At 35.3% G+C, this 19,413-nt stretch carries 15 protein-coding genes; 4 read left to right on the top strand and 11 right to left on the bottom strand.

Annotated elements, in window-relative coordinates; translation table 11 throughout:
• Positions 1–170: 170 nt before the first annotated feature.
• The 9 genes from J7604_RS16315 to J7604_RS16275 all read right to left on the bottom strand — a co-directional run bounded on the left by J7604_RS16315 (position 171) and on the right by J7604_RS16275 (position 9,875).
• Positions 171–881, bottom strand: coding sequence for an OmpA family protein (locus tag J7604_RS16315; RefSeq protein ID WP_293897616.1), 711 nt, complete (start codon positions 879–881; stop codon positions 171–173).
• Between the two features lie 429 nt (positions 882–1,310).
• Positions 1,311–1,682, bottom strand: a complete 372-nt coding sequence (locus J7604_RS16310) for a DUF3703 domain-containing protein (RefSeq protein ID WP_293897613.1) — start codon at positions 1,680–1,682, stop codon at positions 1,311–1,313.
• 134 nt (positions 1,683–1,816) lie between these two features.
• On the bottom strand, positions 1,817–3,013 hold the full coding sequence (locus J7604_RS16305; RefSeq protein ID WP_293897610.1) for an efflux RND transporter periplasmic adaptor subunit: 1,197 nt from the start codon (positions 3,011–3,013) through the stop codon (positions 1,817–1,819).
• A complete protein-coding gene (locus J7604_RS16300; protein ID WP_293897607.1) occupies positions 3,013–4,197 on the bottom strand; it encodes an efflux RND transporter periplasmic adaptor subunit in 1,185 nt (394 codons plus the stop codon). Before J7604_RS16300 ends, J7604_RS16305 begins: the two co-directional genes overlap by 1 nt.
• Before the next feature lie 76 nt (positions 4,198–4,273).
• Complete coding sequence (locus J7604_RS16295; RefSeq protein WP_293897604.1) at positions 4,274–5,551, bottom strand: TolC family protein; 1,278 nt, start codon at positions 5,549–5,551, stop codon at positions 4,274–4,276.
• On the bottom strand, positions 5,538–7,475 hold the full coding sequence (locus tag J7604_RS16290) for an efflux RND transporter permease subunit (RefSeq protein WP_293897602.1): 1,938 nt from the start codon (positions 7,473–7,475) through the stop codon (positions 5,538–5,540). The genes J7604_RS16295 and J7604_RS16290 overlap by 14 nt, the downstream gene beginning before the upstream one ends.
• A gap of 59 nt (positions 7,476–7,534) precedes the next feature.
• Entirely contained in the window at positions 7,535–8,806 is a 1,272-nt protein-coding gene (locus J7604_RS16285; protein ID WP_293897600.1) for an efflux RND transporter permease subunit, read from the bottom strand.
• A gap of 46 nt (positions 8,807–8,852) precedes the next feature.
• Positions 8,853–9,218 carry a heavy-metal-associated domain-containing protein gene (locus J7604_RS16280; protein WP_293897597.1) on the bottom strand — a complete coding sequence of 122 codons (366 nt, stop codon included), beginning with the start codon at positions 9,216–9,218 and terminating at the stop codon, positions 8,853–8,855.
• A 264-nt stretch (positions 9,219–9,482) separates the two neighbouring features.
• On the bottom strand, positions 9,483–9,875 hold the full coding sequence (locus tag J7604_RS16275) for a hypothetical protein (protein ID WP_293897594.1): 393 nt from the start codon (positions 9,873–9,875) through the stop codon (positions 9,483–9,485).
• A 270-nt stretch (positions 9,876–10,145) separates the two neighbouring features.
• Between J7604_RS16275 and J7604_RS16270 the strand changes: the two genes are divergently transcribed.
• The 4 genes from J7604_RS16270 to J7604_RS16255 all read left to right on the top strand — a co-directional run bounded on the left by J7604_RS16270 (position 10,146) and on the right by J7604_RS16255 (position 17,553).
• Entirely contained in the window at positions 10,146–11,435 is a 1,290-nt protein-coding gene (locus J7604_RS16270) for a hypothetical protein (RefSeq protein ID WP_293897591.1), read from the top strand.
• A gap of 475 nt (positions 11,436–11,910) precedes the next feature.
• A complete protein-coding gene (locus J7604_RS16265) occupies positions 11,911–13,077 on the top strand; it encodes a hypothetical protein (protein WP_293897589.1) in 1,167 nt (388 codons plus the stop codon).
• A gap of 141 nt (positions 13,078–13,218) precedes the next feature.
• Complete coding sequence (locus J7604_RS16260) at positions 13,219–15,750, top strand: PIG-L family deacetylase (RefSeq protein WP_293897587.1); 2,532 nt, start codon at positions 13,219–13,221, stop codon at positions 15,748–15,750.
• A gap of 105 nt (positions 15,751–15,855) precedes the next feature.
• Positions 15,856–17,553, top strand: coding sequence for a sodium:solute symporter (locus J7604_RS16255; RefSeq protein ID WP_293897584.1), 1,698 nt, complete (start codon positions 15,856–15,858; stop codon positions 17,551–17,553).
• A gap of 66 nt (positions 17,554–17,619) precedes the next feature.
• Here J7604_RS16255 and J7604_RS16250 read toward each other — a convergent pair whose 3' ends face one another.
• Both J7604_RS16250 and J7604_RS16245 read right to left on the bottom strand, forming a co-directional pair.
• Entirely contained in the window at positions 17,620–18,459 is an 840-nt protein-coding gene (locus J7604_RS16250; RefSeq protein ID WP_293897581.1) for a DUF2911 domain-containing protein, read from the bottom strand.
• A 109-nt stretch (positions 18,460–18,568) separates the two neighbouring features.
• Entirely contained in the window at positions 18,569–19,279 is a 711-nt protein-coding gene (locus J7604_RS16245) for a head GIN domain-containing protein (protein ID WP_293897578.1), read from the bottom strand.
• Positions 19,280–19,413 lie beyond the last annotated feature (134 nt).

Below are 19,413 nucleotides of genomic sequence, written 5' to 3'. Positions count from 1 at the left end.
TGACTGAATCAGAAGTTTATTTAACCTAACCTCTAAATTCATTTATACAAAAAATCAAGCACTATTGATTTGAATAATTTCTTTTGAACCTGTAAACATATGTCTATTTGTAAATTTTCTTCGATAAAACTGAATTTTAATAAATAATGAAATAAGCAAAATCAGGATACTCATTCAAACATCACTTTAACCTCTGTACGTCTATTCTTACTTCTTCCCTCTGTAGTTTCATTAGATGCTATTGGGTAATTCTCTCCATATCCCTTGGCGTAAACACGAGCAGGATCTACACCTTTACCTAGTAAGTAATCTCTTATAGCATTTGCTCTTCTCTGTGACAATCTTAGATTATCTACATCATCTCCAACATTATCTGTATATCCTGCAATTTCAGCAACAAACATTGGATTTGTAACAAATGTATTGGCCAATGAATCCAATGAAGGTTGTGATTCACTTTTGATATCCCATTTATTTGGGTCAAAATAGATATGTTCAAGTTTATAGGTCCGTCTGAAATCCATAGTAAAGGTCATCATATAATTCTGAACGATTTCAAGAGGGCCTTTAACAGTGGGAACTTGAGATGTGAAATCATATTCAAACCCCATTTTAGTCACCTTTACATTATATTTCTTTCCCTTAGGCACGATGAGAGTAAACTTTCCATCTTCATCTGTAAGTCCTTTTTTATTGTAAGTTTTATCGTCACTTTTAATGGTATAGACAATATTTTTTTCAGGAATTTTATTTTTATCTGTAACTATTCCTATTAAAACCGCTTCTGTCTCTTTAGCATTAAGATTATTCACAAGGTTCTGTGATTTTAAACCCGATGCTGTAATACATAATGATAAAATGATATAAAATGCGTTTTTCATAATCGAAATATTGCTTAACTATATATAAAATTTATAATATACATTAGCACTTCGACCCTATACGACAATTCCCTAACGATGTTTTCAGGGGTGTTCGAAAAAATCTACAGGTAGAAATTTAACTTCATAAAAATCCTCTGTCTACCCTTGAAATAACTATATATTTAATTTCCCAAAAATATTTTTACACAGATATAGTTTCTTTCCATTTAGTATCTAAATAGCATTTAATATGTATCCTTTTAAAGGAATTTCCGTATTGCACAAATTCACTATTAAAGAGAGCAAAGAGTATCCTAAATCATAGATGGATAAATATTAAAAATAAGAAGGATAAACCAATCAAGTAAGATAAAACTCAAAAAAAAGGGACAATAAAATGTCCCATGTTAAACTAATGAAAAAGTGATAAAACGCAGTTTTTCAAATTTATAATCCACTATGTAGTAATAAAATCTCTTTAAGATCCTCTGGAATTTCCATAGTTTTAAGAGGAGGAACATTAGATCCACCTGTATTGCCAACAGGAATTATCCCTACGAATGATTTTACACCACCCACAAGCAAACGTGGAATTTGCCCCACTGTTTCTTTTATACTTTTTATCCTAATTCCGAATCTCAACATCAGCCAATGGGCATATGAATGCTCAAAAGGATAAGCTTGTCCAAGTATGTGAGCTCTTTCTAAATGGCGCCATGCAACTTGAAGCTCTCCATCATTAAAAGCCTGTTGATATAACGTTATTTCTTTATCGAAATAGGTCTTTAATTTCTGAGGAATTTTAAAATAAAGTTTCATGATAGATATTTTTATAGCATTCAAATTAATTAAATCATATAGATTCAAATACTTATTAAAGTAAATTAACAATAAATTTGCTGTATTACAATTCGGCAATATTTCGATTGCAGACTATATACTGCAAGTAAATTCTACATGGTAGACATGTTATGTCCTTCCATGTGACTACCACCCTTCTTCAAAATATTTTCACTTTGCAAAAGGTAAGATCCGGAGATTACTACAGTATCACCTTCATTTAATCCATGATGTATAGATGCTCTGTCACCGGAAATTTCTCCAATATGTACTATTTTTGATTCATAAATACCACCTTTTTTAACCCATACAATTGTTCCTTTACTATCTCTCAATACAGCGTTAGATGGAACCATAAGTGTCTTTTCGTTAGAATGATGCCAATAAATATTAGCTTGCATACCTGGCCGTGCATTTAGCGAATCCGGTACGACAAGAATTCTTACAATGGTTACTGCAGAACCAGAAGAAACTTGTGGCAAGACTTCTATAACTTTTCCTTTTATCATGGAATCTTGTGTGCCTTCTATCTTCACGTCAACCAAGCTTCCTTTTCTAATTTTTATAATTTCTGTAGAATAAAATTCAGCATCGACCCAAAGGGTTTTATAATTAGTTAGTTCAATCAAGGGGTTTCCTTCCATTACAATAGCTCCTTCCGTAATATTAACATTATTTATATATCCCGTAGATGGACTTTCAATCGGAAATGGTATAGAAGGTTTCTTCTGTATTTTAATTTTCTCTATTTGTATTTTGGAAACACCCCATAATTCCAACTTCTTAATAGCTGCATCCATAATAGCTCGCATAGATACATCATTAGGATTTCCCTGAAGCTTTTTGTTAGCATTTATCAACTCACTTTGAGTAGAAGCCAGCATTTCTGAATAGATTTTGTAAATGATGTCTCCTTTTCTAATAAATGCACCCTTTGTCTTGAAGTTCAATTTATCAATTCTTCCATCCATTCTGGCATTGATGAAAATAATATTGTTTTCATTTTCTTTAACAACCCCAGTGGCATAAATCTTACTGTCAATATAATCATATCCAACACGTAAAGTTTTGATGTTTGCCAGCTTCTCCTGTTGTTCACTTAGTTTTATCCCTATAGAATTGCTTATTTTAACAGGAGTTAATTCCATTTTACATATGGGACACTTACCTGGCTTCTTTTCCATTACCTGAGGATCCATTGAACACGTGTAATAGAGAGAATCATTATCCGAATGATCAGTATGTTTTGTTTTACTTTCACAGGAAAGTAGATACGTTACTATGAATAGTATTGAAATATATTTTCTCATTAGTGTTTAATATTTATAAATGCCTCACTATCTACAAAATAAGATGCCACCGGTGCAATACTGTCATTTTCTGATATTCCAGAAAGTATTTCAGTCCAATCGTCCATTGTACTTCCTGTACGAACTTCTTTTGCTACATATCCAATATCTTGTTTTACAAATACAGCTGAGCGAGACTTACCAAGATGTATAACAGATAAATTAGGAACCCAAAGCTTTTGAGCTTGATCACTCTTAATAGCAATATTTCCTTCAATAAGAGTTCCTATAGTTAAATTATTATGATTGATACAATTCAAGTACACTCTTACTGAATAAAAATCAATACTTCCGACAAACGACTTTTCAATAAAATCAATTTTGCCATCATAAATATTGTTATTTATGTTTACCTCTACCTTCTCTCCTTCTTGGATTAGAGGTATGTCGTTCGGGTAAATTTTAAACATTGCCCATATATCTTTTTCATTTGCAATGGTAAAAAGCAAATCACCTTTTTTAATATAATTACCTTCCTTTACTAAAAGCTCCGATTCCTCAAGACTATTACTCATAGTACTTGAACCTGATGCAGAAGGCCATTCCAATCCATGATTTGCTATTTCACTTGCCTGAGTTAAAAAGTGGATATGACCTTCATAAGGTGAATAAATAGAAACAGTAGCATTTACCATTCCGTTCTTTTCAAGTTGCTTAATTGAAGCCTCAGTCATGCCGAGATTAATAAGCTTTTGATATAAAGCATTAATAATATTATGTTCAGAATCTAAGGCTGATTTATAAATAAGCAAATACTCATCTTGCGCAGATTGCAATTCTGGACTGTAAACATCCATAAGAAGTTGTCCTTTATGAACTCTTTCAAAATTAAACTTCACATAGAGCTTTTCTATTCTACCGGAAACACGGGCTGAAATGCTATTAGTCTGATTTGGATTATATGTTAAGTAACCCTGAGCTTTTATTTGACTCTTTCCTTTGTTGGATGAAGATACAATAGGTTTAAGAGAAGAAATAACAACCTGATTAGTAGGTTCAATAAGGTAACTTAAAGTATCTTTTATCTCAGTCATGAGTTCAAGGTCCATACCACATTTAGGGCAAGTTCCTGGTTTATCCGAGACAATTTCAGGATGCATAGGACAATAATACTTGTGATCCGAATGTTTTGTATTTTGTTCCATTTCGTGATCTATATGTTTATCAGATTTTGAATTGCATGAAGCAATAAGTAAAACTGACAAAATAAAGATTACTATATTAAAATAATTGATATTGTTTCTCATATTCAGCCTGCAAAAGCAGTAGTTTTAATGTTATGTCTTCATATTGAATTTTTGCCATCTGAAAGTTCATTTGAGCATCAAGCGCTACAAAAAGTTCTCCCGTATTTTGTGAGTAAGCAAGCATTGCCAAATCATATGATTTATTTAAAGATGGTAAAATCATAGTCTTATATAATTCCATCTGATATTTGGCGGAAGAAATTTCGCTTTTTAATCCATATATCATACCAACTGATTCATTCATGATGGCTTGTTTCTGACTATAATAAGCTTTTAATTGGTAATCGTAAGCTAATGCATTGGACCGATACATCTTTGATGACCATGGAGCGAAAGGAATACTCATCATACCCATTAGGGTAAACTGGTTGGGGTTATCTCCAAAAGCAAACATATGGCCAAATTCAACCCCGAAATCAGGACGTGATTTGTAACGTTCTACTTTTTGCTTTAAGAAAGTAGCCTGTATATTTTTATCCAGTGTTAGTAAATCACTTCGATTAGATTTTAGATAAGCTGTATCAATTACAGACTTTTCATAGTCTTTTACCACAATTTGTGAATCCACTTGAAAAAGCTCCTCTCTGCTTCTATTCATCAGAGAGCTGAGATAATACAGCTTTTGTTTTCGTTCATTTTCCAGCATGATACGTTCGTTCTGCAATTGGGCTTTTTGGGATTTAGCTTTATAAATACTCGAAAGCATTTCCTGATTGTAGGCTATCTTACTTTCACCAAAGGTTATCATTGTTTCCAGAATGTGCTCTGCATCCTTTAGAATAACTATTTTTCGATCTATGATTTGAATTTCATTGAATAACTTTTTCGCATCATAGAGCAGCTTATTGGCAATCGTATTTCCGGATTGGGTTTCAATTGAAGAAACACTTCGTAGATATTCCTGATTGGCATTTAATCTTGCAGGATTGGGAATCATTTGTTTTCCTTGGATCATAAAATTACCCATACCAGGCATCTTTGCATTCATTCCATTAAAAGTCTCAACCTGGGGACGCCAATAAGAAGTCTTATAAGGAGTCATAAAAAAACCAGCACCTATTTGTGGAGCTTCCCATGCCTTTGCACCTTCAGCCATTAAATCCATCGACTTTGCTTGCTGTCTGTACATTTCAAGCTCAGGATTATCTGATAAGATGGATTTTTTAACAAAATCAAAGTTAAGCACTTGCGCTGGTGCATTAAAACTCAGCAAGGCTAATATTAGGAAGCATATATATTTATTCTTTGACATCGAGCAATTCAATTTTACCATTTTTATTCAATTCGTGTTCTTTCATCATTTCGAATACAATTGGTGTTACCAGCAATACATAAATCACAGATGATATAGTACCTCCGATGAGAGGTACTGTAATGGGTAACATCACATCACTTCCTACTCCGCTCGCCCAAAGAATTGGCACAAGACCGAACAAAGAAACTGAGACTGTCATTAGCTTAGGTCTTAACCTTTTAGCAGCACCTCTAATCACGTATTCACGTAAATCTTCATTTGTAATAAATTCTCTTGAGTTTCCTTTTTCCTCAACTAATTGCTGCATAGCCTCATTCAGATAAATAACCATAAGCATTGCTGTTTCTATTGCCATTCCAAATAAAGCTATGAAACCGACTGCGACAGCTACCGAAAGATTGATTCCATAGAAATAAACCATAAATACACCGCCGACAAGTGCAAATGGAACTGTGATCATTGTTGCCATTGCTTCTTTAGCTGATTTGTAAGTATAATACAAAACCATAAAGATGATGAAGATCACTATAGGCATAATTAGCTTTAATGTTCTATTGGCATGAATCTGATTTTCCCATTGTCCGCTCCACTCAATAAAATACCCCTGTGGCATTTGAGCAATCATGGTATTAAGTTTTTCTTGTGTCTCTTGAACAGTGCTTCCCAGGTCACGCTCACGTACATTAAATAGCACGGTTCCACGCAACATAGCATTTTCTGAATTGATCATCGGAGGACCTTCGGAGATTCTAATATTTGCAACATCAGAAAGAAGTATGGTTCCAAACTGCATTGTTTGTACAGGAAGACGTTTTAGATCTTCCAGACTTTCACGATATGCCTGGGCAACTCTGGCATTAACTGAAAATCTTTGTCTGCCTTCAAAGGTATTAGTAAGGTTCATTCCTCCCAGTGCACTCTCAACTACCATATTTACGTCATCAGTGGTAAGTCCATACCTTCCGATAGCTTCTTTATTTACTTCTATATCGATATACCTTCCTCCAACAATGGGTTCTACATACAAATCCTTTACCCCATCTACATTCTTTAATGACTCTTTTATCTTATTCGATAAAGAATAGATGGAATCAATATTTTGTCCATAAACCTTAATACCAACATCTGTTCTGATTCCTGTAGAAAGCATATTGATCCTGTTTATAATTGGCTGTGTCCAGCCATTGGTAACACCAGGAATTTGTAATTTAGCATTTAACTCATTGAGAATATCAGTCTTCGTAATTCCCTCTCTCCACTCAGATTTTGGTTTTAGCAGTATGATGGTTTCTATCATACTTATAGGAGAATTGTCGGTCGCCGTAGAAGCTCTGCCAGCCTTTCCTAGCACATGCATCACCTCCGGTACTGTTTTAATTAACTTATCCTGAATTTGCAATAAGCGTTTTGCTTCTGAATTAGATACATCGGGCAAGGTTACTGGCATGAATAATAAAGAACCTTCATCTAAAGGTGGCATAAATTCAGAACCCAAACGGGAAAGCATAATTCCCCCTGAAAGCAACAAAATTACATTAACGGCAATAATCGTTTTTCTCCAATGCAAACACCAGGTTAAAATAGGTGTATATATTTTTTCAAGCGTATGAGTAATTGGATTTTGACTTTCAGGTTTTAATCGACCTTTAAGAAAAAATGATATTAGCACTGGGGTTAAAGAGATGGCAAGAAATGCATCTACCAAAAGAATAAATGTCTTTGTCCAGGCCAGTGGATGAAACAATTTCCCTTCCATACCAGTGAGAAGAAAAACAGGTAAAAAGGAAGTGATCACCACTATGGTAGAAAAGAACACCCCAGGTCCAACTTGCTTTGATGAAGCAGTGATGATCTCCATCCGTTCATCTGGAGTAAGTGGATCCGTATTTCGGTTAAACAACTTTTGAAATATATTTTTCATTTTTTTTCAATGATTAATTCATGATATGAATACATTTAAATGTTTTCAATCATTTGTAGCTAACCCCTTTTTTCATGTTCCACAGAAATATGTCTGTAAGCATTTTCAACCATAACAATTCCATCATCTACTACAACTCCTATCGCCAATGCGATACCAGTTAGTGACATAATATTGGATGATATCCCAAATGCTTCAAGCAAAATAAACCCTACAGCTACAGATATTGGTAATTGTATAATGATAATTAATGCACTTCTCCAGTTGAACAGAAATAAGATTACGATGATAGACACAGTGATCATTTCCTCGTAAAGCGTCCCTTTTACAGAATCAACTGCTTCTTCAATAAGTGTACTTCTATCATATGAAACCTTAAATTTAACACCAGCAGGCAATCCCTTTTCAACTTCCTTTATTTTCGCCTTTACATTCTTAATTACCTGGTCTGCATTTTCACCATATCTCATTACTACTATACCGCCTACGACCTCTCCGGTCCCATCCATATCAAATATGCCGAGGCGAAGATCTCCTCCCATTTGTACATTGCCTATATCTTTAATTCTAACAGGAATAGAATTCCTCATACTAACAGGCATGTTCTCTATGTCCTTTATGTTCTTAATATACCCCAAGCCTCTTATGATATAGGCCATATCAGTCATTTCGAATTTTCGGCCTCCCACATCATTATTATTGGCTTTTACAGTTTTTAGCACATCCATCAGTTGAAGGTTATAATAAGTAAGTTTATGAGGATCAATTACGATTTGATATTGTTTTTGAAATCCACCAAATGAGGCTACCTCTGCAACACCTTGCACATTTTGCAAGGCAAATTTTATATACCAATCCTGCAAAGCCCTTTGCTCTCCTAAATCCATAAGTGGAGCATCCAGGTGGTACCAGAAAATATGTCCCACTCCTGTTCCATCCGGGCCTAAGGATGGCGACACGTCATTAGGTAACAGCTTTTGTGCATAGTTCAAACGTTCCAATACTCTTGTTCTGGCCCAATAGATATCTGTATTGTCTTCGAATATCACATACACGAAACTCATCCCAAACATAGAGGAACCACGAATATTTTTCACTTTAGGTATTCCCTGAAGGTTGGACACAAGAGGATAAGTGACTTGGTCTTCGATTACCTGAGGACTTCGTCCCATCCACTCTGTAAAAACAATTACCTGGTTCTCGGATAAATCCGGTATGGCATCTATTGGATTCTTTTGCACTGAGTATATTCCCCAAGCAAATAATCCGGCTGCAATGAATAGAACAGTCCATCTGTTTTTGAGCGATATTTCTATTATTTTTTCTACCATAATTTTTAGGCCTGTCACATCTGTGACAGGCTTTATGCTTTACATTTTATTCAGATATTTTTTTTCTATCATACTGGCAGCATCCGGGTAGTTTCTTGTAAGTTCCGTCACTGGCTCTTACTTTTTCTGTATCATGCCCAGCTTCAGCTATCAATTGATGAATTTTATCTATACTAATTGAGTGAGGATCGTATACCACTTTAATCACTTTAGATTTCACATCCCAAGCAGCACTTATAATTGCTGAGTTTCCTTTTAATGAAGATTCAATTCTTTTTTTACACATTTCACAATTACCATATACTTTGAATGTTGCTGTTTCATTATGTAATGAATTAGCAAATGTGTTGGCAGTGAACAACGTTATTAAAATGGTATAAACAAACCCGAAGATTTTAATTTGAGATTTCATATATGTTGAGTTTATAGTGATAAATATTTTTTTTCCTCTCGAAAATTCTTCGAAAGGGTGTATAAATGGATTTGCTCTTGTATGATTGATGAGTGTCATTTAATTCGACAACGTCAATACACAAATAACAAGACATCTTCAAATGCTACAAATGAAAGCATTTAAATTAAAATTGATAAAATTTGGAATGCTAAATTGGAAGATAGCACAGAGCCTATTCCTATACACAACAGGAATATTACCAAAGAGGGAAATGAAAAAATATTAAATTATAAGTGAGCGAATCTGTATATAAATAGGCGTCTTAGGTGGCCCATTTTTATAGGAGTATAATTTTACTGAATTTGAATTTTCAAGCGAAAATTGTGGCTGTACTTCATATTTGTATGAAGGTAATATGGCAATGATATTGGAGTAATCAGAAAATACAAAATTGCTTTTGCTACGTATTTGTGAGTCATCCAAAGAAAAGTTGTATTGATTATCCTTACAACAATCTTTTGTTATTTTAATACCGCACTTACCACACCCTTTGTTTTTAGGAGTAAAAAATGATATCGAAGCTAATTTACCAGCACAATAATGAGTATACACGGAAAGTCCGGTGCTGAAGACCATGTACAACATTAAAATAGATATGGTGGCAATTCTTTTCATTTATGCAAATATGCAGTTTTTCCCTATTTTGTTTTTACACTTTTATGGGTATTAGTTACAAAATTTTGGATCTCCTTAGAAATTAAAAGATAAACTTTAATAAAAACTCAATTGATCAAAAACGTGCATTCTCCTAAATATCAGCTCCAATTAGAATTATACCCCTATCAAAACTTTTATAAGTCATAATACTATAGATTCGATCAATAACATTTTATAATAACATAGGTTCTTACATACAATCCTTCAATCCGAAAATTTTAGAAATTAATGAGAATTTTCATTCTTATATACATATTCTCATTTGCTTTTACTATAAACGCCATTGGACAAGAGAGCAATGAAGATACGCTGAATTATGAAGATCAACGTGTGCCGGAAACCTGGGGCTTTATAGACCCTGGTAAAGGTTTTCAGGTTGCTAAAACAAAGTATGGTACAATAAATATAAGTCTTTATATATTGGCCCGATACATAAACCAATTACCTGGTGTACAAAGTTTTACTGATCACTTGGGAGTAACTCATAAAATTGATCCTCGAAACGATATACAACTCCACCGTATACTGGGAAATATTTCCGGATTTATATACTTGCCCAAACTTTCCTATGTTGTTACTTTATGGACTGTCAACTCTACCAATCAGGTTGCAATAGTTGGAGCATTGGGGTATTCTTTTAACAAGTCACTTAACTTTTTTTCAGGTATTTCAGGGAATGCGGGCACACGCTCCATGCTGGGTTCACATCCATACTGGCTTGGCGGAGACCGAGTAATGGCAGATGAATTTTTCAGACCAGGATTCACTAGTGGTGTATGGGTGAATGGTGAAATACTTCCAAAGATTTTCTATAAAGTCATGCTTGGAAATAACCTTAGTCAATTGGGTATCAATGCAGTTCAAATAACTAGAAAACTTACCCCTTCTGCCAGTATCTGGTGGATGCCTACAACGGGTGAATTTGGCCCACGTGGAGCATATGGAGACTATGAAGATCATCAAAAACTTGCAACCCGCATTGGAGGTTGCTTCACGTTCAGCAGAGAAAACAGATACAATGATTTAAATGAAAAATCACCGGATAACACGCAAATCAGAAATTCTGATGGACTACTTTTATTTCAAACAGGATCCCTTGCAAAAGATGTAACTGTAATGGATGCTAATTATAAATTATTCTCTGCTGATGCAGGAATAAAATATAAAGGTTTATTTCTGCAGACTGAATATTTCTTCCGCACACTGAGCAAATTTAATGCTGATGGCCCTTTACCTGTAAGTTCTATATTCGACAATGGATTCTACATACAGGCCGGATATATGGTACTTCCTAAAAAACTCGAAGCCTATACTGCTACTTCGCAAATTTTCGGACAATTCAGGAATAGCCATGAGTTTCTTGCGGGTACAAACTTCTATCCAGCTAATACAAGAAACTTTCGAGTTAATGCACAACTAATAAAGGTTTTTAAATCTCCTACAGGGAGCACTTTTGGGTACTATCTGGCTGGTCAAACAGGATATATTTTATCTTTTGCTTCATCATTATTCTTTTAAAAAGTATACCTGAATACATACATGTTTTCAGGCAACAGAAAGCTCAATAAATCAGCACTAGCCGCAGCAATTTTAATTTTTTTTCTGACGAATCATCAGTAACTAATGCAAATGGAACTTATGAATTAAACGATTGCCATTTTCACCTAACGAATTATACTTAAGTAAGGATAAACATTCAGAAGCTCTTCTCAATGGAAATCCATTTCGAAAGACGATAAACATTGTATGAAAAATTATGAACGTTAATTCGATGTCACAAAAAACTTAGAGCCTGGAAAAGGCTAATATAATAAAGAAGGTCATTTGCACAAACAAATAGCTAACTATTTATACAGACAACACTCAGTCATTTTATTAATTTACAAAACATTTTTGTTGGGACTGTTTTTTATGGTTTACCGCAATATTCTTCCGTATACTCCCTTTAATCCACAGATTCATTGAAAAAAAAATATATATTAGCTATTAATATATGAAAAAAGCTGTATCCATTTTACTACTAGCACTTACTGTACAATGCTACAATGCAATTGCCCAATGCACCACTGATGCATTCGGAATCATACAAATATATCCGACCAAACCCGGAACAGTTGAATGGAACTCTGTTCATTGGAATAACGGAATTCCTAGAACGATTAGATACGCTGCCGATGCTTACGATCCAACTGGATGGACTGAAGATCATAGTGGAAGTACCAACGGATTTAAAATAGACGGAAACGGAATTATGAACATGTCCGGAGGAAGCCCTCGATTTCATATCAATTCCTTAATAAATAAGAAAGTACCAGCACAGCAATTTTTAAATACTGAATTTACCGCTTATTACAGAAGGATAGGTAATACAGGCCCTGCTTATGGAGGTATGGTGGTTGGTGCAAGAAGCGGTCCCCTGGGACATGCTTCTCAAGGAGGAAATGACTGCGATGCTACAACCTACTATGCCCGCTTCAGACATGATGGCAAATGGGACTTTGAGAAAGAACTAAAACATCCCACAAGTGATTATTGGTCAGGATCAGGCTTCCACAAACAAGATCCTATCTGGGATGGCCTGCCAATGCCTGAAAACAAATGGATAGGAATGAAATACATTATTTATAATATCGAAGATAATTCGAAAGTAACACTAGAATTGTATATAGACACATTATCAAATGGAAATCTTGTCAATGGAGGTTTTTGGGAGAAAGTAGGAGAAGTAACTGATGAGGGTAACTGGCCTGCAGCTCCTTCAATGATAACAGGATGCACGTATAGCGATCCAAAAACGATAATACTGGAAGGACATGGTACCTTCCTTTTACGAACAGATGGTGACCAGGCTGAATACAAGATGGTCAGCATTAGAGAAATTATTCCAGGTGAAAAAACTTTTAATGATTGTGTCACTTCGATAAATCAGAATACACAAAATGATATCAGGTTTTATTTTGATACCAATGTAAACAGGCAAATAATTGAAACAGCAGGCTTTTTCTACTATCAAATACATGACGTTATGGGAAATAACATCTTAAGCGGGAACTGTGAGAACTCCTGTGCCGTCAGCAGTGATATACCTTCAGGCCTTTATATTATCAGCTTACAGACACCATCAGGACTTAAACAACTGAAGTTCAATAGCTATCACTAGAAATCCACAATTAAATAATTTGTTAAATTAATGCCGGGGTTGAAAACTTTATTTTGTTATTTACCCATCCAACATTAATTTGGCCCTTCGATCCGGCATTATAAACTAAAATATAATCATAAAATCGGATCAGGCTATAATATGATGAATCAGAAACCCGGCATTTTCTTTTTATTTTTATTATTCATAGTTAATTCATTTTCAAGCATTGCCCAACCTAATGAAAGGTACAATGCTGCCGAAATTCAACAGGCCATTAAGAAGTTGAACGTATTGGGTAGTGTGCTATATATTGCAGCACACCCAGATGATGAGAACACAAGACTTATCACTTACTTTACCAAAGACAAGCTATATAATACTGGATATCTTTCCCTTACCCGAGGCGATGGAGGTCAGAATCTTATAGGCTCCGAACTGAATGAACAGCTAGGAGTGATAAGAACTCAAGAACTTCAGGAAGCTAGAAGGACAGATGGAGGAAAACAATTTTTTTCTCGTGCCAAAGATTTTGGTTTTTCCAAAAACCCTGATGAAACATTTATGATCTGGGACCGTGAAAAAGTCTTTGCTGATATGGTATGGGTAATCAGAAAATTCAGACCGGATGTACTGATAACCCGTTTCAATACAGAACCAGGCAAAACTCATGGACACCATACTGCTTCTGCAATCCTTGCTGCGGAAGCCTTTGAAGCTGCAGGAGATCCAACAAAATTTCCTGAGCAGTTGAAGTATGTTCAGGTATGGCAACCTAAGCGTTTATTATGGAATACCAACTGGTGGTTTTATGGAAGTGAAAAAGACTTTAAAACTGAAGGATTATTAAAGATAGATGTAGGTACTTTTAATCCTACATTAGGACAATCATATACTGAAATTGCCGCCGCAAGCAGAAGCATGCATAAAAGCCAGGGATTCGGAACCAGTGGAACCAGAGGTACTGCTATAGAATATCTTCAACATACCAAAGGACCTAAACCGAATGCGGATATATTTGAAGACATTGATGTTTCATGGAATAGGATTCAGGGTGGTGCGAAGATCGGCGAATTGCTGAATAAGATCTATTCTGGCTTTAACACAACCAATCCTTCTGCTTCTGTAACTCCTTTGCTTGAAGTCAGAACGCTTATCAAAGCCCTACCAGACAGTTATTGGAAAGACATAAAACTACAGGAAATAGAAGATGTGATCAAAACCTGTCTTGGACTATGGACGGAAGTAATCGCTTCAGATTACAGCGCTGTTCCTGGACAAGAGATAAAAGCAAATGTAGAACTGATTAATCGTTCTTCAATTCCTGTCGAAATAAAGAAGATTTCTTTTTCGGTCAATAAAGACAGTAGTTTCACAAGTTCATTAAAGGATAATGTTCCTTTGACATTTTCCACTCAGATAAAAGTTCCTTCAAATATGCCCTATTCACAGCCTTACTGGCTGGTACACAGAGGTAGTAAGGGAATGTTTGATGTAAACGACCAACAGCTTATTGGCAAACCTGAAAATGATCCTGCTATTGAAACAACGTTTGACTTTGTGATTAATGGACAAAGTATTCGTTATTCTACACCTGTGGTTTATAAAAAAGCTGATCCGGCTAAAGGCGAGCAATACAGACCACTGGAGATAATTCCTCCATTATTTGTAAACCTTTCCGAACGTCTGCTTGTCTTCGGGGATAATACTCCAAAAGAACTGGAAGTCAGATTAAAATCCGGGATTGATCATATCTCCGGAAAACTAATGATAGAAATACCTAAGGGCTGGAAAGCAGAACCTTCCGTACAAGACTTTTCCATCAAGGGTAAAGGGAATGAAGATGGGTATAAATTTAAAGTATTTCCTTCCGGAGAAGCTATGATCGGAACGTTAAAAGTGTTTGCAGTTTCAGGAAATGATACCCTTCAGAATGGTAATATCAACATCAAATATGATCATATCAAGCCACAATTACTGTTACCTGAATCTAATGCAAAGATTGTGAAGCTTGATCTCAAAATTTCAGGGAAAAATATTGGCTACCTGCAAGGCGCTGGCGATGACATTCCTGGAGCATTAAGCCAGATAGGATACAAAGTTACCGTTCTGAAGGAAGATGCAATTACTCAAACTCTATTATCTTCTTTTGATGCCATAGTAATAGGTATCAGAGCCTACAATACAAGAGAAAAATTAAGATACATTAATCCTCTGTTGCTAAACTATGTAAAAAACGGAGGAACACTTGTGGTGCAATACAACACTATGCCATCAAGATTCGGAGATGGAAGAATGGTAACTGACTCAATAGGACCTTATCCTTTCAAACTCTCTAATGACAGGGTTACTATGGAAGACGCTCCTGTGAAGTTTTTAATACCTGAACATCCAGTACTTAATACTCCTAATAAAATCACTGATAAAGATTTTGAAAACTGGGTACAGGAAAGAGGACTTTATTTCCCCAATGAATGGAGTAAAGAATATCAAGCCCTACTGTCCTGCCACGACATTGGCGAAACACCTAAAGACGGAGGACTTCTTTATACCAAATTTGGTAAGGGAACCTATATATACACCAGTTATTCATGGTTCAGACAGCTTCCTGCAGGAGTTCCGGGAGCTTACAGAATATTTGTAAATCTATTGTCTTCGGGCAACGAAGGAAAAAAGAAAAAAAATGGCAAATGATGATCAGCCTCCTTTCTTTAAAAGCTGGAAAGCAATGTACTGGTTTGTATTGCTCAATCTTGCTTTTACTATCCTGCTGTTCTACATATTAACAATTTACTTTAAATGAGTATTACAGACTGGATCGTACTTTGCGGAACGCTCACGTTTATTATCGGTTATGGCATTTGGAAAACAAGGGGAAGTAAGAATATAGAAGACTTTCTTCTTGCAAAGACTATGCCCTGGTATACTATCTGCCTTTCTATTATGGCCACCCAGGCTAGCGCCATAACGTTTCTTTCAACACCGGGACAAGCCTATGACGATGGAATGCGGTTTATTCAGTTTTACTACGGACTACCGATTGCAATGGTTATCATTGCCATTACAGCAGTTCCTTTGTATGCAAAGATGAATGTATACACCGCTTACGAATACCTGGAAGGAAGATTTGACTTTAAAACAAGAACGCTTGCAGCACTTTTATTTCTTATTCAAAGAGGTGTAAGTACTGGAATCACCATCTACGCACCCTCTATCATTTTATCTACCATTCTGGGATGGAACTTAAACGTCACAAATATCATCATTGGAAGCCTTGTAATTTTATACACAGTTACAGGAGGTACTAAGGCAGTTAGTGTAACCCAACAGCAACAAATGGCTGTAATGATGGGAGGAATTATACTTGCTGGTATTGTTATTATTTACAAGCTTCCAGCAGATATCTCTTTATTCGAGTCTGTGCAGGTTGCAGGAAAACTGGGAAAGATGAATTTAGTAGACTTTAACTTTCAGCCTAATGACAGATACAATTTCTGGTCTGGTATTACTGGCGGAATGTTTCTTGCCCTCTCCTATTTTGGAACTGATCAATCCCAGGTTGGGCGTTATCTTTCAGGGAAATCAATCACTGAAAGCCGCATGGGACTGTTATTTAATGGACTGTTGAAAATACCAATGCAATTCATTATTCTATTTATAGGCTTACTTGTATTTGTATTTTACCAATTTCATCAGGCTCCTGTTTTTTTCAACAAAACGGGACTTGCAATCGCTAAAAATTCCGTTTATGCAGGTGAACTAAAAACACTAGAAGAAAAATATGATAAGAATTTTATCAGAAAAAAAGATGAGGTAAATACACTTGTTACAGCGCTTAAAGCTAAAGACCAGCAAGCAATTGATAACAGTCAGGGCAAATTACTTGAAATTAAAAAAGAAGAACAGACTATTCGTAATGATGTAAAAAAAGTGATTCTTCAGGCATCTCCTGATTCTGAAGTAAAAGATGTAGATTTCGTTTTTATCACTTTTATTATGACCCAGATGCCTCAAGGATTAGTGGGCCTTCTAATTGCTGTTATTCTATGTGCTGCCATGTCTTCAACTGCTTCAGCATTGAATGCTCTAGCATCTACTACATGTGTGGATATTTATAAACGTTCTTTAAACCCGCACGCTTCTGAACGGCATTATCTGAAAGCTTCAAGAGCACTTACAATAGTATGGGGATTACTTACTATTTTGTTTGCATTGTTCGCATCTAAGCAAGACAATCTGATACAGGCAGTTAATATTCTAGGTAGTTTATTCTATGGGACTATTCTTGGCATCTTCTTATGTGCATTTTACTTTAAGTATATAAAATCTAATGCCGTATTTATTGCAGCTATAATGGCACAGGTCACAATATTCTTCTTGTATTTCTATTCAGACATTGCTTTTTTATGGTACAATCTTATCGGGCCAGTCATCGTGATTGCTGCGGGGTATATATTGCAGTTAATCTTATCTGAAAAGGAACAAACAGAAATTTAAAACTAAAAAAAGAGAGTCGATGTATTAACACCGACTCTCAAAATTAATTAAACACTATTACGAATATTATTTTTTGCCTTTGCACTCTGAGATAAGCTTCTCATTCAACTTCACATAGTCATCATTTTTAGCAGCCTTAGCAGCTTCAAGTGATTTCGTTGCAGTTTCTACAGCACCTTTGCAGTCATTAAGTTTTACTTGTATTTTTGCTTTCAAATGAAGGATATAGAATGCAGGATTCTTTTCTACTGCTTTGTTAACCCACTCCAGAGCTTGCTTCATATCTCTGTTGGTATCATAGTAATAACCAGCAGCCTGAAAGTAAGTAAATACATTGTCAGTCTTCATTTTGATATCGGTCATTACTTTAGCATCAACATCATTTTCAACTTTAAATTTGACGCTTGTAGTTTCCCAGCTTATTTGAATGTTCGCTGAAGTCATAGTTAAATCAGTAAATTGAATTGTGAAAGACTCAACATGAGCACATGCTTTTTCAGATTTCACTTTAAATTTTGCAGCTGCGTCAGCTTCTTTAAAATCACCTGCCTGAACTTTTGTATTCTTACCGAATAATACAGTCCATTCAGAAGCTCCAGGGATTGTATAAAGTGCATATTCACCTGGAACAAGCTTGATTCCCTCTACAGATACAGTATCTGAGAAACTAACTTTTGTAGGTTCGTTAGCACCGGTTCTCCAGATTTTATCAAATGCTACGACATCGCCGAATACTTTACGTCCTTTAGCACTTGGTCTTGAATAGGTTACTGAAACATCTGCCAATCCAACTTTTTGAGTTACAGTTGAAAGAGGGCTAGGTTTCGGTGAGTTAATTTGTGCATAACAAATCGTCATGGCTGAAACAGCAAAGAAGAATAATGCTGATAATGAAAGTTTTTTCATGAATGTGTTGTAGATTATTTGGTGGACAAAATTTGTTGCCACGAATATACAGCTTGTCAATAAAAAACCAACCATTTTCTGATATCATTCGGGATAAAATTATAATTACCTATTCCTTAAAGACTTTGCCGGAACCTGATATGGAAACTTCACTTACAGGATTTCCGGAATAACCCACCGATCCGCTGCCAGAGATATTGGCTTTTAGGGTCTGCATTACTTTCACTGAAATATTTCCTGACCCGTTAATTTTTGTATCTACCTTCTGACTTTCCATATTTTTTGCATTAATTCTTCCCGAACCATTGATCTCATGAGTTGAATTATATGAAATTCCTGACAATGTGATATTTCCAGAACCATCAATTTTGCTTCTCAAATTCCCCCCATTGAAATTCAGAGAAATATTTCCTGAGCCATTAATGGAAACATCCATTTCATCACCTGTGAATTGCCCATCCCCATTGACATTGCCAGAACCATTAAGCCTCACTCTCCTCAATGAAAGCATAGATATGTAAAGATCTACCTTACTTGATTTTCTCAAACACTCATCCTCATCAATTTCTATTTCAAGTATACCATTTTCAACTTCTGTTTCAATTATTGGAAGGATGTTGTCGTCTGCAGTTATAACAACCTTTTGAACAGAATCCTTTTTTATATGTACATCAAAGCTTCCGTTGATTTCAACACCATTAAATTGTGGCAAACTTCTTTCAATGCTAGCGATATCTCCAGAGCCCTTCTTGCATCTGCCGCATGATGCACTGAAGTGTATAAATAATAAAATTACAAATAGGCGAAAGATTAGTTTCATCAGTTTCATTTTGTTTCAATATAGTTTGTTGGTATATATAGAATTCACAGAAATGATACCTCTTTCCGCTCATTCTGATAACAAGACAATCAATATTGAAACTCCCCCTATTCCTGATAAAAATATTTTTAAAA

The organism is Sporocytophaga sp. (assembly GCF_017745095.1).
Lineage (GTDB): Bacteria > Bacteroidota > Bacteroidia > Cytophagales > Cytophagaceae > Sporocytophaga.
This window is presented reverse-complemented; position numbering and strand designations above follow the sequence as displayed.

Coding starts and splice junctions, on each gene's coding strand:
- J7604_RS16315 (WP_293897616.1), bottom strand. CDS start 881: ATGAAAAACGCATTTTATATCATTTTATCATTATGTATTACAGCATCG.
- J7604_RS16310 (WP_293897613.1), bottom strand. CDS start 1,682: ATGAAACTTTATTTTAAAATTCCTCAGAAATTAAAGACCTATTTCGAT.
- J7604_RS16305 (WP_293897610.1), bottom strand. CDS start 3,013: ATGAGAAAATATATTTCAATACTATTCATAGTAACGTATCTACTTTCC.
- J7604_RS16300 (WP_293897607.1), bottom strand. CDS start 4,197: ATGGAACAAAATACAAAACATTCGGATCACAAGTATTATTGTCCTATG.
- J7604_RS16295 (WP_293897604.1), bottom strand. CDS start 5,551: ATGTCAAAGAATAAATATATATGCTTCCTAATATTAGCCTTGCTGAGT.
- J7604_RS16290 (WP_293897602.1), bottom strand. CDS start 7,475: ATGAAAAATATATTTCAAAAGTTGTTTAACCGAAATACGGATCCACTT.
- J7604_RS16285 (WP_293897600.1), bottom strand. CDS start 8,806: ATGGTAGAAAAAATAATAGAAATATCGCTCAAAAACAGATGGACTGTT.
- J7604_RS16280 (WP_293897597.1), bottom strand. CDS start 9,218: ATGAAATCTCAAATTAAAATCTTCGGGTTTGTTTATACCATTTTAATA.
- J7604_RS16275 (WP_293897594.1), bottom strand. CDS start 9,875: ATGAAAAGAATTGCCACCATATCTATTTTAATGTTGTACATGGTCTTC.
- J7604_RS16270 (WP_293897591.1), top strand. CDS start 10,146: ATGAGAATTTTCATTCTTATATACATATTCTCATTTGCTTTTACTATA.
- J7604_RS16265 (WP_293897589.1), top strand. CDS start 11,911: ATGAAAAAAGCTGTATCCATTTTACTACTAGCACTTACTGTACAATGC.
- J7604_RS16260 (WP_293897587.1), top strand. CDS start 13,219: ATGATGAATCAGAAACCCGGCATTTTCTTTTTATTTTTATTATTCATA.
- J7604_RS16255 (WP_293897584.1), top strand. CDS start 15,856: ATGAGTATTACAGACTGGATCGTACTTTGCGGAACGCTCACGTTTATT.
- J7604_RS16250 (WP_293897581.1), bottom strand. CDS start 18,459: ATGAAAAAACTTTCATTATCAGCATTATTCTTCTTTGCTGTTTCAGCC.
- J7604_RS16245 (WP_293897578.1), bottom strand. CDS start 19,279: ATGAAACTAATCTTTCGCCTATTTGTAATTTTATTATTTATACACTTC.